The 13,365-nt window shown below is 65.0% G+C and carries 8 protein-coding genes, 1 tRNA gene and 1 pseudogene; 4 read left to right on the top strand and 6 right to left on the bottom strand.

Annotated features, from left to right (window positions below):
• The first annotated feature begins 144 nt into the window (after positions 1-144).
• Complete coding sequence (locus I2H31_RS11375; protein ID WP_196293149.1) at positions 145-1,803, top strand: autotransporter outer membrane beta-barrel domain-containing protein; 1,659 nt, start codon at positions 145-147, stop codon at positions 1,801-1,803.
• Between the two features lie 120 nt (positions 1,804-1,923).
• On the opposite strand, the pseudogene I2H31_RS11370 reads toward I2H31_RS11375, so the two are convergent.
• From I2H31_RS11370 to I2H31_RS11355, 4 genes and pseudogenes are all read right to left on the bottom strand, one after another.
• Positions 1,924-2,564 (bottom strand): annotated as a pseudogene (locus I2H31_RS11370) (IS5 family transposase).
• Between the two features lie 224 nt (positions 2,565-2,788).
• Positions 2,789-7,231, bottom strand: coding sequence for a DUF2339 domain-containing protein (locus I2H31_RS11365; RefSeq protein ID WP_196293148.1), 4,443 nt, complete (start codon positions 7,229-7,231; stop codon positions 2,789-2,791).
• A gap of 727 nt (positions 7,232-7,958) precedes the next feature.
• A complete protein-coding gene (locus I2H31_RS11360) occupies positions 7,959-8,684 on the bottom strand; it encodes a dolichyl-phosphate beta-glucosyltransferase (RefSeq protein ID WP_196293147.1) in 726 nt (241 codons plus the stop codon).
• A complete protein-coding gene (locus I2H31_RS11355; protein ID WP_196293146.1) occupies positions 8,684-9,652 on the bottom strand; it encodes a radical SAM protein in 969 nt (322 codons plus the stop codon). Before I2H31_RS11355 ends, I2H31_RS11360 begins: the two co-directional genes overlap by 1 nt.
• 316 nt (positions 9,653-9,968) lie before the next feature.
• Between I2H31_RS11355 and I2H31_RS11350 the strand changes: the two genes are divergently transcribed.
• Genes I2H31_RS11350 through I2H31_RS11340 form a run of 3 tightly spaced genes read left to right on the top strand, consistent with a single transcriptional unit; the run spans position 9,969 to position 12,250 of the window.
• A complete protein-coding gene (locus tag I2H31_RS11350; protein WP_196293145.1) occupies positions 9,969-10,988 on the top strand; it encodes a sensor histidine kinase in 1,020 nt (339 codons plus the stop codon).
• Positions 10,985-11,734, top strand: a complete 750-nt coding sequence (locus tag I2H31_RS11345; RefSeq protein ID WP_196293144.1) for a LytR/AlgR family response regulator transcription factor — start codon at positions 10,985-10,987, stop codon at positions 11,732-11,734. The genes I2H31_RS11350 and I2H31_RS11345 overlap by 4 nt, the downstream gene beginning before the upstream one ends.
• 51 nt (positions 11,735-11,785) lie before the next feature.
• Positions 11,786-12,250 carry a hypothetical protein gene (locus I2H31_RS11340; RefSeq protein ID WP_196293143.1) on the top strand — a complete coding sequence of 155 codons (465 nt, stop codon included), beginning with the start codon at positions 11,786-11,788 and terminating at the stop codon, positions 12,248-12,250.
• Positions 12,251-12,866: 616 nt separating this feature from the next.
• On the opposite strand, the gene I2H31_RS11335 is transcribed toward I2H31_RS11340, so the two are convergent.
• Together I2H31_RS11335 and I2H31_RS11330 are read right to left on the bottom strand one after the other, a co-directional pair.
• Positions 12,867-12,939: transfer RNA gene (locus I2H31_RS11335), tRNA-Met, on the bottom strand.
• 120 nt (positions 12,940-13,059) lie between these two features.
• The gene (locus I2H31_RS11330; RefSeq protein ID WP_196293142.1) at positions 13,060-13,254 is read right to left on the bottom strand and encodes a hypothetical protein; all 195 of its coding nucleotides are present in this window, start codon (positions 13,252-13,254) and stop codon (positions 13,060-13,062) included.
• Positions 13,255-13,365: the final 111 nt, after the last annotated feature.

The raw sequence follows: 13,365 nt of genomic DNA, 5'->3' as shown, positions 1-13,365 counted from the left end.
GCTCAATCCGCTATTTCCGTGGTTGGGAGGTGCCGGTAGCTTTGACTCATCGACAACGGAAAACGCTGCGCAGTAGCCGCTTCCGGCCATCTTATGCTTTCTGGCACCATGCTTTTTTCTGTTTCACCCTCCATCCCCAGCATTATGAAAACCCTATACTCCCGCCTGGCACCGGCCGCCCTGTTGCTGCTGCTGGCCGGTGCCGCCCCGGCGCAGGCCCAGGTGGGCATCGGCACGGCCACACCCGATGCCTCGGCCCTGCTCGAGGTGGCGAGCACGGCCAAGGGCCTGCTGGTGCCGCGCATGAGCGAGGCGCAGCGGCAAGGCATTGCCGCGCCGGCCAAGGCCCTGCTCGTGTTTCAAACCGACGGCGCCCAGCCCGGCTTCTGGTACAACGCCGGCACGTCCGGCGCCCCGGCCTGGGCCTTCTTCAACCCCGGCGCCGACAACCTGGGCAACCACCTCGCCACCCAGGAACTGCGGCTGCAGGCCAACGCCCTCACCGGCAGCGGGGCCAGCATTGGCGCGAGCGTGGGCCTGGGCGTGCGCGCCGACGGCGGCCTGAACCTGGGCCAGAACACGGCCGGCAACAACGTGTACGTGGGCTTCCGGGCCGGGCACGCCACCACCACCGGCGTTGGCAACCAGTTTGTGGGCTACCAGAGCGGCCGCAGCACGACCACGGGCAGCAACAACCAGTTTGATGGCTACCAAAGCGGCTTCGGCAACCAGGACGGGGGCGAAAACCTGTTTGTGGGCTACCAAAGCGGCATGAACAACACCGCCGGCAGCGAAAACCAGTTCATCGGCTACCTGAGCGGCAAGACCAACACCCTCGGCAACCAGAACATGTTTCTGGGCTCGCTCAGTGGCTACAGCAACGTGGACGGCAACGCCAACCTGTTCCTGGGCTACCGCAGCGGGCTGGAAAACACCTCGGGCAGCATCAACCAATTCATCGGCTACGAGGCGGGCAACAGCAACACCGAGGGCACGCGAAACCAGTTCAGCGGCTACCAAAGCGGCTTCCACAACGTGGGGGGCACCGACAACTACTTCAGCGGCTACCAAAGCGGCTTTTCCAACATCACCGCTTCCTACAACCAGTTTATGGGGCACGAGAGTGGCTACGCCAACCTGCTGGGCGATGCCAACGTGTTCAGCGGCTACCAAAGCGGCCGGCTTCACTTCATGGGCAGCGAAAACGTATTTTATGGCTACCAGAGCGGCGTCAGCGACGTCAGCGGTGCGCACAACTCCTTTTTTGGCTCCCGCAGCGGCGATTTTAACGGCGCGGGCACCGACAACACGGCCCTGGGCTACAAAGCCGGGCCCACGGCCAGCGACCGGGTGAACACCACCGCCATCGGCGCCAACGCCAAGGTGAGCGTGGACAATGCAATGGTGCTGGGCGGCACCGGCGCCAACGCCGTGAAAGTGGGCATCGGCATGACCAACCCCGCCACCACCCTCGACGTGCTGGGCGCGCTGACGCTGCGCGACAGCGGCAACGCGGTGTTTCTTTCGGCCGACGAGCAGGCCGTGGCCGTGGGCGACCGGTCTTACCTCCGCCTTTCGTCGAACGCACCCACCGGCACCGCCCGCACCGTCCGCCTGGGCAATGGCCTGCAGCGCGGCCAGGTTCTGATGATTGAAAGCATCAGTTCCGGCGCCAATGAATTCGAAATCGGCCAGAGCAGCAACGTCAACACGTCCGGCACGCGCACCCTCAACCCCGATGACACGATTCTGTTGCTTTGGAACGGCACGCAGTGGCTCGAAATGAGCTATTCGTCGAACTAGCGCCGCCGAAGCCGCTCGGCCGCTTCGCATGAGCCATTCAGTGAAGCGGCCGAACGGCTTCAACAAGCTCAACACGACGTCTTAGCGACTTCCCTCCCACCTTCCAGGGCGTGTGGACAATTACAGGAGCCAGACGAAAGTAGCGGCGCAGTGGGCGAAGGCCAGAAACGAGGAAGCGGTTTTCTCGTAGCGGGTGGCCAGGCGGCGGTACCGCTTGAGGCGGTTAAAGAGGCGTTCGACCTTGTTGCGGTCGGCGTACAGGTTGCAGTCAAGTTGGCGGTGCGCTGGCTGCGTCTGCTGGGCACGATGACAACGGCCACGGCCCCACCGCCAAGCCCGCCAACAAGTCGGCGGCGACGGTGCCGTCGGCCTGCTGGCCGGGCGTGAGCACCAGCCGCAACGGGTTGCCCAGCGCGTCTACGACGACGTGGAACTTGCTGGTGAAGCCGCCCCGCGAACGGCCGAGGGCTTCGGCCGGGGCACTGCTTTTTCTGCCCGGCCGCCTGCTGGTGGGCCCGCACGCTGGTGGAATCGAGCATGGCCCAGTCCAGGTCCAGGTCTTGCACGGCCTCAAACACGCGCTGCCAGACGCCTTTTTGCGCCCAGCGGCGGAAGCGCCGGCACGTTGAATTCCACGGCCCGAACCGCTCGGGCAAGTCGCGCCACGGCGCGCCGCTGCGCACTATCCAGAGCACCGCGTTTAAAAACGAGTGGTTATCGGCAGCCGAGCGGCCCGCGTCGCCGGCTTTGCCCGGCAACAAGGGCGCTCATCGCGCCCAATCGGCATCTTTGAGTTCATAGCGTCACACTACCCAAAGGTCGGCGATTATCCACGCACCTTAGAGGGCTCGTCAGGAAATCTCTCGTTTTGTTTGTCGGACCGTTTTGCTGGCCGGCCAATGGACTGGCCGATGGCCTAAACTGTTTGGGAATGTACTGTAAATGGGAGTGGCCCGCTTGCCAGACCATGGCAAGCGGACTTCCCTTATTCTACCTGAACGTCCGGCCTGGCCAGTACCTCCGGCTCTCTATCGTCTTCTGCCGATTTTCCGGTGACGAAACGGGCCTTAAAACGGGCATATAGCGCATTCATGCCCAGCAGCAGCAGCCCCATGAATATGAAGACGAAGGCCCGTGTGATGGTGCCGCTGCGGCTCAGGTCGAAAAACACCAGCCGGAGCAGCGAGCCCAGCATGCCGGCCAGGGCGAGATAGCGCAAATCCTGACGCCGCAGCAGCAGGCTGGTGCTAAAGACGGCCACCACTTCCAGCATGAGCAACACGGTGAGCACCGAGTGGTCGAACGACTGCACGAGCAGCAGCGTGAACGCCAGGAAAGCCGGATAGAGCAGCCAGGCTTCGAGCACGCGGCGCGGCGGGTGAATTAGCCGCTCCCAGGCGGGCGAGAGGCCGGCAGGAGGATTGACCGCTTGCAGCGCCAGGGCCATGTAGGCAAACAGCAAGGCCACCGCCGCCGAAATTCCCCACCAATCGAAGCTCAGAAGCTGCTCCGGAGTGATGTAGCGCAGGCTGGCCAGGCTGGCCGTGCCGGCGGCCAGCCAATAGTAGAGCCGGCCGTACGCGGCCAATCGGCGGAAGCGCGTTGGGATTCTGGAAGCCACTAGCGTCAGCGCCAGCGCGCCGGTTGCCCACAGCAGCGGCAGCCAGGGCGTGCGCACGTGGTGGCCCAGCGTGGCAGTGCCAAAGAGCAGCGCCGCCTCGGGTAGCCAGGGATGCAGCCGGCGCCAGGTGTTGTACACCGGGCCCGTAGCGGGCGGGGCCGCCAACGCCAGGGCCGTCAGCGTGGCGAAGAGCAGCGCCGCCGTCACGTATTCGGCGGGCTGGCCGAAGAACCGCTCATCGAGCGCGAGGAGGTACCCGTGCGTGAGCAGGCCCGCCAGCAGTAGCCCGTAGCTGAGGTGCAGCAGGTAGCGGTCGGGCAGGCCGGCCTGCCACACGGCCGTCTCGTCGGGCAAGCGGCGGCGCCACACCCGGGCCGCGGCGAAGGCCGCCCCCGCCAGTCCGGTAAAGCCCAGCGCGAGGTAAGCCACGTGGCCCGCTGGCACGGCGGCCACCAGCGCCACCACCAGGTGCAGCCCCAGCAGGTACACCCACGGGCCGCGCACGAACCGTTGGGCCGGCGCCCACCACGACACCCAGGTGCCCACCAGCGGCACGGCCAGCGTGGGCAGCAGGTAGAGCAGCACGGCCCCCGCGCTGGCCAGCTGCCCGGCCGCCGGCCGCAGCGCGTAGCTCCACTGCAAGCCCAGGTAGCCCACGGCCGCCAGCAGCAGCCCGGCCCAAAGGCCCGGCACCGCCACCCGGTGCCGTAGGTAGAGCAGCCCGCTCAGCAAGCCCACCATGGCCCACGCGGCCCAGACTTGGTCGTACATCAGCGCGCCGCCACTGAGCAGTAGCCAGCCCACGGCCAGCCCCAGCACCGGCAACCGCAAGGTGCCACTGAGCGGCAGCACCGCATACTCTTCGCTTGCCGCCGACCACAACTGGTGCCGTAGCTGGTAGCCCACCGTGAGCAGGGCCGCCCCCACGAGCAAGGCCGCCCGCACCTCCGCCCCGAAGGCTCCCGGTGACGTGTGGCGTACCAACAGGGGCAACAGGGCTGCCAGCAGCACCAGCAGATATGTCTGCAAGTGCAACAGGTCATCTTCGTCGCGGCCACGCAGCAGCAGCGCGGCCAGCAGATTCTCAGCATACAGAACCAGTAGGACGCCGGGCCAGCTCAGGCCTGCCTCGTGCAAGCCCAATGCGGCCAGCACGGCAAATGCCTGTCCCAACACCAGCTGCTGGCGCCGCACCCAACGAGGCAGCAAGCACTGGGCGTGCACCCAAGCCGCCAGGCCCAGCGCAATGCCCCCCATGCCCACAAGCGCCCCCAGCAGCCAGGCCACCGGCGCGCCGGGTGCGCTGAACAGCGCCCGGCCCAGCAGCAGCCCGGTGCCGGCCTGCAGCAAGCCCGCCAGCCCCACAATGCCGCCCAACAGGTCACGGTCGGTTTGCGCATCATGCGGCCCGTCGGCTTGCTGTGCAGGCAGTAGTTGGCGGTGGGTGAAATCAACCAAGATGAGTCCAGCCCAGCCAGCCAACGCCAGTACCAGGGCGTCGCGGTACAGCGTAGGCAGCAGACTGTGGTCGGCGTTGCCTATGGCCAGTAGCAGCAAACCTATTCCTGCGGAACAGGCGCCGGCCAGGGCAACCCGGTAGATGAAGACCTCCCGCTTCCGGGCGGCGAGCAGGACCACCGCCATGTTTTCGGCAAAAAGCAGGCCCAGCACCACGGGCCAGCTCAGCCCTAACTCGTGCAATCCCGACACCGTGAGCAGGGCGAATACCTGAGCCAGCAACAGCTGCAGCGGCCGTACCCAGGCGGGCAGCCGGGGCTCGGCACGCACCCAGGCGGCCAATCCCAGCGCTACGCCGCCCATTACCAGCAGCGCTGCCAACAACGCCACTACCGGCGCCGGCTGCCAGCCAAATAGCACGCGTGCCAGCAGCAGGCCCGTGCTGGCTTGCAGCAAAGCGCCCAGCCCCGCAAAGCCACTAAGCAAGCGTTGGTTCGTGTCGGATAGTTCTGATGAGCCGGAAGCCGACAGCTGCCGGTAAGCCCAGCGAAGGAATGCCAGACTCAGCCAGCCGGTCAGGGCCAGCACCAGGGCGTCGCGGTACAGTTCACGGGGCAGGGCGTGGTTTACCTTCGCCCAGGCAGTCAGCAACAAGCTGCCACCGGCCAGAAAGGCCCCGGCCTGGGCAATATGGTACAGCAGCGGCTCGCGCCGCCGGACAGCCAGCAAGGCCACGGTCACATTCTCGGCGTAGAGACTGCCCAGTACCACCGCCCAGCTCAGGCTTAACTCGTGCAGGCCTAGACCGGCCAGCACCGCGAAGCCCTGCGCCAGTACTAGTTGCTGCTGCCGCACCCAGGTCGGGATTTGGGGAGCGGTGCGTGCCCAGGCCGCCAGGGCCAAGGCGCCGGTACTCAGAACCAGCAGAGCACCGAGCAGCAACGCAACGGGCGCGTGGTCCCAGCCAAACAGCACCCGGGTCAGCAGCAGTCCGGACCCCGCCTGCAACAAGCCGGCCAGCCCTGCAAAGCCCGCCAATAGGTTGCGAGCCGACTTGGCGGGGGAAGTAGCCCCCACCCATGCCTTTGTGTCGGGCCCATCAGCTTGCAGCAGCGCCTGCTTGTACATCAGCTGGGTAAACGCCAGGCCCGCCCAGCCCGCCAGGGCCAGCAAGAAAGCATTGCGATACAACACCTGGAGCAGGCTGGAATCGGCGTTGAGGGCGGCGAAGAACAGCAGGCCACCGCCCGCCAGGCACGCGGCGGACAGCGCCACGCGGTACACCAGCGCTTCGCGTTGCCGGGCCATTACCAGCGCCACCAGCAGCGTTTCGAGCAGCATAAACACCAGGATAACCGTGGGAGTAGCGTGCCAGCCCTGCAGCGACAGGGCCGTGGCCAGCGCCAGAATAAGCGAGATGATGGTATCGGTCTGGAACAGCCAGCCGATGCCGAGCTTCTTGGCTTGACGCCCGGCCCAGAAGGTGAGCAGCGCGCCCAGGCCCAACGGAATGGTTTTCCAGACGGAACCCGTGCTGTACAGGTACAGGTTGATACCCAGACAGGTCCAGTTGAGCAGGTGGGCGGTAAAAAGCAAGGGTTCAAACCGCCGCTGGGCGTACACGCGGCGGTACTGCACCACGGCGGCGGCCAGGCCCACCAGCGCCACCAGGGCCATGGCTATCAGGCGCAGGGAGTTGGGGATGTCCGTCAGCTGCCGGTGCCAGTAGAGGTGGAAGGCGAAGAAGCTGACGATGCCGAGCAGCAGCTGGTACTTCCACCGCTGGCGGTAAGTGATGGCGATGGTGAACGCCGTAACCGCCGCCGCCGTGCCCAGCGTGAGGGCCGTAGGCGGCAGCACCGCCAGGGCCACCAGGCTCAGCACGCCGTGCAGCGTGGCTACTTCCTCGCGGCTGGCGCGCCAGGCCAGGAGCAGGTTGGCCCCCACGCCGGTGAGGAGCAGCAGGTAGTCCCAGGGCGCGGTGACCCAGCGCAGGCCCTCAATGCTCACGGCGGCCACGCAGGCAAACAGGAAAATGGCCGCCGCGCTGCTCAGTAGCCAGCCGTTGAGTTGCCGCGCGAAGCTTTTCTGGCGGAGTGCCCACCGCACGCCCAACAGGCCCGCCGCGAACGCGCAAATCAGCAGAAACCGCAACGGCGGACTCACCCGCAACGCCGCGTAGATGCCCAGGAAGCCGACACCCGTAACCAGCACCACGGCCCCGAGGATGCCAGTCCAGTTTTCGAGGATAAGGGTGGCGGCCCGTTCCCACCAGGTGGGCCCGGTGGGCTCGGGTGGGGGCGGCGGGCGCCGCAGCGGCCGGGGCGGCGCTGGCGGGACGGGTGGCACAGGCGGTGGAGCCGGGGCCGCTACTTCATTGGGGATGACAATAGGCTCAGAAACAGGAATGACAACCGGCTCAGAAACAGGCGCAGCTACCGGGGGCGCGGGCACTACCGGCACGGATACCGGAACTGCTGGAACCAGGACCAGTGGAACCGATTCCAGTGAAACCGACGCCGGCGCGGGCGCGGGTGTCGGTGCTGCCGGAACCACCGGTGGCTCTGGCAAGCGCGGTGATTCCACCGGCTCCACTGGCTCTAGCGGCACAGCTGGCAGCATGACGACGGGCTCCACTTCTGCCGGCTTATCCGGAACGGGTGCTGGGGCAATGGGCAGGGCCGCCGGCGGCACCGGCACAACCGGCTCGCGGACTGGCGAACTAGCCGGAGGGGCTCCCGATTTTGGAGCACCGACTGGCACGAAAGCCGCCGTTGCAGCGGTGCTTGGCCGAACCAGGGGCACGGCCGTGGGGGCTGCTGTGGGTGGCGTCCCCGCTTCGAGCAGACCGGCCACTTGTTCGCGCAGGCGCAGCAGCTCCGCTTGCATCTCAGCCTGCCGCTTGCTGAACTCAGCCTGGCGATTTCTCACCTCAGCCTGCAACTCCAGAAAGCGCTTGGGTAGGCCCCATACCCGCCAGGCCACCACAACAGCAATGATTAAAATGACAACGAAAGCATCCATTCCAGAAGACAAAAAATAAACGGTTGATTTTCAGGCGATGCTTCGCCCTTGGTTACCTGCCTGCCAGCTTCTCTGCTTGCCGAAGCTGCTGGCGAAGGCGGTACACGTGCCGAAATTCCCGGGGCAACTGCCGGAGGCGGGCTTTGCTGCGCTCGTCGTTTTCCCAGCGCACGGGCACTTCCAGGATGCAGAACCCCAAGGCGCGGGTGCGGGCCAGCACCTCCAGGTCGAACGACCAGCCGTCTACAGTACAGGCTCCGAAAATGCGCTCGGCCGCCGCGGCCGTAAAGGCCTTGAAGCCGCAGTGCGTGTCGGCCACGCCGGGCAGCAGCACGCGCTGCACCACCCGGTTCGCGAGGCGGCTCCAGGCCCGGCGGAACCAGGGCTGGGGCCGCGTGACCCGCGACGCCGCCAGGTAGCGCGAGCCGATGGCAACGTCGGCCCCCTCGGCCAGCGCTTGGAGCAGCGGGTCCAGCTCGTCGATGGGGGTAGAGCCGTCGGCGTCGGAAAACAGGCGGATGCGACCAGCGGCCGCCCGCATGCCCAGGCGCACCGCGTGGCCTTTGCCCCGGTTGGCCGGGGAGCACAGCACGCGCACGCCGGGCAGCTCGGCGGCCAGCGCCGTGACCAGCGCCACGGTGTCGTCGGTCGAGCCGTCGTCGACCACCAGGATTTCAAAGCGCGCGGGCCGGGCGGCCAGAAACCGATGCGCGCGCCGTAGCGTGGGCCCGATGCGTTGCGCTTCGTTGAAGGCCGGGATGATGAGGCTCAGTTCCATCAGGCTTGAGCACTTTTTTGGCTCCGGAAGCCATCGAGCCGGCTGCCCAGGTGGGCGTAGGCAATGGGGCAGCGGGCCGAGCACGCTTTACCGCAGTCGAACTGGGCGCGGATGTCTGCGACAGAGTACTCCGCCAGGGGCTTGGCGGGCGAGCCGGTTTTGGGCTGGCACAGGTGCACCAAGCCGGCACCGTCAACTTCGAAGTGGCGCGCCCCGGCCCGGCATTTCCAGGGCTTGCTTTTGCCACGGGCCAGGGGCAGCTGGAAGTTATCGTTGAGGATTTGGGGCAGGCGGCCTTTCATGGCCCGAATGCGCAGGTAGGCCTGCAGGGCTGCCTCGCTCAGGGGGAGGGCCTGCCCGGCGTTGTCGCGCATCAGCGAGCACTGGAACCCGAAGCTGAAACCCACCACCACCTTGGCCACTTCCTCCATCTCGGCCGGGTTGCCGGAACCCAGCACCCCATTTATCCGCACCATAAACCGGGCGTGCTCACGCAGGAGCTCCAGTTTGGGGCGCAGCCGGCGCATGCTTTTCTCGGTCACCTCATTGTCTTCCAGGCTGTCGCAGCTGAGCTGCATGCCGAACAGGCCGGCCTCGTTCAGGCTTTTGATGAGCGGAGCCTTCAGCACGTGGCCGTTGGTGTTTATCATCGGCACCATACCGGCTTCCGCGATGTAGCGAACCAGCTCGGCGATGTGCGGATGCAGCAGGGGCTCGCCGCCGTTGAGCGTCACAAACACGGCTTTTAGCTTGCGCAGTGTGTCGACGCGGGCTTTCAGCTCTTGCAGGGGGACGGGCTTCGATACCTTGTCGTATTCGTAGCAATAGCCGCAAGCCAGGTTGCAGCGGCGCGTTACCACGATTTGCACCAGCACCGGCTGGTCCTTGTCCAGGGCGGCTTTGGTTAGTTTCCACAACACCCGGGTTCGGGAAATGCGCAAGGGTTTGGCGAAAGAGGGCAGTTTCATGCGGTACGGGTGGGGGTTGACGGTGACAAAAAGGGAATGCAGCGCCCGGCTGCGGATAGCATGGCACAATACTCCCCCGCGTTGAGCCCGTCCGAAAGTGCTTTCTGCCGAAGGCGGATTCCGGGTCAATGAATCGGGATAGAAGCCAGGTGAATTGGCCGACCAAATGCCGCTTTTCGCCGGGCAACCTGGTAATTTTGCCTTGTTGCTCCGGGGTGGTACTCAGGCCCCCAAGGCCCCGAATAGGGCCATTGCCTCCACTTTCTTCTTTCCGCGACCCTCGCCCTGGCGCAAGTCGTCGCCTCAACCCGACCCCATGATTCGAAAAATAGCCTTGGCGGTGCTGGCCGCCACTGCGGTCTTCCACATGGCGGTGTTCATCCAGTATGGCACCTTGTGGGTGGGGGCGCTGGCCAGCTACAAGCTGCTGCTGCTGCTGTTTGCCTTTCTGCTGGCCACCTTTTGGGTTCACGTGCCCATTGCCCGTCTCTTCGGTCCCGACCGCCTGACCACGCTGCCCGCTTCGGCCAAGGCCCTGTTGGAAGGGCAGAGCGTGGTGCTGGTCAGCGTGGCTTTCTGGTTGGGGTTCTTCACCCTTCCGCAGCACTTCCTGGTGCCCACTGCGGAAATATCGCCCCGGACGCTGCGTTTTTCGCTGGCCATCAGCGCGGTGCTGTCTTTGTTCTTCTACTACTTTGTGGAGCGCGAACACGTCCGCAAAAACCTGGAGCAGGAGCTGTATCGGGTGGCACAGCTGCAAAAAGAGACCTTTCAGGCGCAGCTCGAAGCGCTGAAAAACCAAGTCGACCCCCATTTCCTGTTCAATAGCCTCAACGTGCTCGGCTCGCTGATTCACCTCGACCCGGACCGGGCCGTGCAATTCCTTGGGCAGCTGTCGGACGTCTACCGCGCCCTGCTCGATACCGGGGCGCAACCGTTGGTGCCGCTGCACCGCGAAATGGCGCTGGTGCGCGCCTACGCCAGTTTGATGGAAACCCGCTTCGGCGAGGCCCTGCGCGTGGAATGGGACGTGGCTCCGGCCTGGGAGCAGGCCCTGGTGCCGCCCACCGCCGTGCAGATGCTGCTGGAAAATGCCATCAAGCACAACGGCTCCACCGCCCGCAAGCCCCTGCGCATCAAAATAACGGCCGCTGATGGCTTGCTGGTGGTGGAGAACAACCGGCAGCCCCGCACCGACGCCGTGGCGTCCACCCAACTAGGCTTGCAGAACATCCAACGCCGCTACCACTACCTCACCGACCGCCCCGTGGAAATTGTGCCCACGGCGGCGTCCTTCGTCGTCCGCCTCCCGCTCCTAACCGCCCCCGCCGCATGAACGTCGTACTCATCGAAGACGAGCCGTTGGCTGCCCAGGCACTGGCCGCCTTGCTCACCCGCCTGCGGCCTGCGGCGCGCATCCTGGCGTCGCTGGGCTCGGTGGAAGAAGCGGTGGAGTGGCTGCGCGAACAGCCGGCCCCCGACCTGCTCTTCTGCGACATCCACCTCTCGGACGGCAACAGCTTCGACATCTTCCGGCAGGTGATGGTGGACGTGCCGGTCATTTTCACTACTGCTTACGACACGTACGCCATCCAGGCCTTTCAGGTAAACAGCGTGGACTACCTGCTCAAACCCTTGCAAGCCGCGGAGGTGGAACGGGCCCTGCAGAAGTACGAAACCCGGCACCCCGCTACGCTGTCGGCCGCCGTCGCGAACGTGCAACGCCTGGTGCGCACCACGCCCCGCTCGCGCTTCCTCGTAAAATCCGGGCTGGCCCTGAAAGCCGTGCTGGTGGACGACGTAGCGTATTTTCTGGCCGAAGAGGGTGTGGTGTTCCTCGTCACCCACCAAGGCAAGCGGCACATCATTGCCGACACGCTCGACCAGCTCGAAGGCCAGTTAGATGCCCAGAATTTCTTTCGCATCAACCGGCAATTCATCCTGAGCATTGGCGCGGTGCAGGAAATCCGGCCGTATTTCAAGGGCCGGCTGGTGCTGCAGGTGGCGCCGCCGGTGGCAGAGGAGTCCTTGGTCGTGAGCGCCGGGCGCGCGCCGGCTTTTAAGCAATGGCTAGACCACTAATCCCTCCTTTTGCCGGATTGACCGTTTGGCTGAACGGCCTTAGCTTGTGGAATGACGAGAATCTACTCTGCCTGGTTTGTACTGCTAACGAGCTGCAGTGCCTGCACGCCGACGGCTGACCCAGCGACCGACACCTGGCCTTTGCAGGGCGTGTGGGAGGGAGAACGCTGCGTGAGCCTGGAAACCAACGCCTTGGGGCGGCGCGTGTTTGCCCGAACGGACGTATACCGCGCCGGGCAGGTAGTATGCGCGTTTACCCCCACCGAAGTGCGCCATTACCACGGCAGGCGCGTGCAGGTGTGGGCCCGCTATACGCGCACGCGGGCCGGGTTCCGCCTAGGGGAAGGGCACGGGCCGGGCGCGCTGCGCATCCCCGGCAACAGCGGCGACGTGGCCATTAACTCGCTGACACGCACGCGCTTGGTGGTTCGGCAGGTAATCCCTTCGTCCGACACCACCACGCTCACCAGCATCATTACGTATTCCCGGCGCGCACATTTCCCTCCCCCAGAGTAGTAGGAACCCTCTTCAAGTGGTTCGGACCGTTTTCCTGAATGTCTACTGCCCGACAACGCCTGTAGCAAGGGCTACCACAAGCTTTCGGCGGAAAAGGCGGCAAAGCTGGACCAGAGCACTAAGCCGAGGGCACCCGCCAACAACGCGTGCGGCTGGCTTCGCCGCAGGCAATCGCGGTACCCGGGTTTAATGGAGCTTCTTCGACGACTGAAGACCTCGGACTGGCATTGCTACTAGCCCCTTCGTTGTGGGCGTCCCCGCGGGCATCTGCTGCGTCGCGTGGCGCCTCGTCCTATTTCCAAGAAAAGTGAGCCATGGGGGTTTCCTATGGACCCTGCCTGTATTTTGAAAGCGCCCAACTGGGCCAGGCGGGTAGGGTGGGCCAGAGCGGCGGAAGCCACCCTATCTGGCGGAAAAGGGACAGCCTCCACGCCGCGTGCTGCCAGCAGCACTGCGCTCAAATGCGCAATCGGTCAAAAGACACAACGTCCCGCTCATCTGGCGTATGCGCAGCCGAAGCCCCCAATCAACCCGCCACAATCAAGGCGTGTACCCCACCCGTACCCCTGGAAAGAAAAAGGCCGTTTTCCCTTTGGAAAACGGCCTTTTTACTAGGTAGCGGGGACTGGACTCGAACCAGTGACCTTTGGGTTATGAGCCCAACGAGCTACCAACTGCTCCACCCCGCACTGTTTGGTTCTGCAAAAGTACGGGAGTTTTAGAAAGCAGGCAACCATTCGCTGGCAAAAACTTGCTGCTGCCGGGTAACCCCTTCGCTACTAATGAGTAATTTTTAGGCGCGAGGCGCGTCAGGCCCGGTCGCCGGTGGCTTTTACCAGGTTGATGCCGGCAAAAAAGAAGATGAGGCCCACGATGAAGGGCACGACGGAGTTCATCTTGCTGAGGCCGATGCCGCCGACGCCCAGGAAAGCCAGGGCGCCGATGATGATGCCCACGATGCCCAAAACGGTGAGGATGCTGCCAAAGGTGCGTTTCTGATTCATGGCTAGGAGTTCAAGTGAAGAAGGTCGAAAGAAAAAGCCGACTGCACGGCCGTGCGCCTCATACGCCAACGGCCGACAAATGGATAGCGCCCGCTCCCAAATACCGTAGCA

This window comes from Hymenobacter ruricola (assembly GCF_015694525.1).
Taxonomy (GTDB): domain Bacteria; phylum Bacteroidota; class Bacteroidia; order Cytophagales; family Hymenobacteraceae; genus Hymenobacter; species Hymenobacter ruricola.
This window is presented reverse-complemented; position numbering and strand designations above follow the sequence as displayed.

Coding starts and splice junctions, on each gene's coding strand:
- I2H31_RS11375 (WP_196293149.1), top strand. CDS start 145: ATGAAAACCCTATACTCCCGCCTGGCACCGGCCGCCCTGTTGCTGCTG.
- I2H31_RS11360 (WP_196293147.1), bottom strand. CDS start 8,684: ATGGAACTGAGCCTCATCATCCCGGCCTTCAACGAAGCGCAACGCATC.
- I2H31_RS11355 (WP_196293146.1), bottom strand. CDS start 9,652: ATGAAACTGCCCTCTTTCGCCAAACCCTTGCGCATTTCCCGAACCCGG.
- I2H31_RS11350 (WP_196293145.1), top strand. CDS start 9,969: ATGATTCGAAAAATAGCCTTGGCGGTGCTGGCCGCCACTGCGGTCTTC.
- I2H31_RS11345 (WP_196293144.1), top strand. CDS start 10,985: ATGAACGTCGTACTCATCGAAGACGAGCCGTTGGCTGCCCAGGCACTG.
- I2H31_RS11340 (WP_196293143.1), top strand. CDS start 11,786: ATGACGAGAATCTACTCTGCCTGGTTTGTACTGCTAACGAGCTGCAGT.
- I2H31_RS11330 (WP_196293142.1), bottom strand. CDS start 13,254: ATGAATCAGAAACGCACCTTTGGCAGCATCCTCACCGTTTTGGGCATC.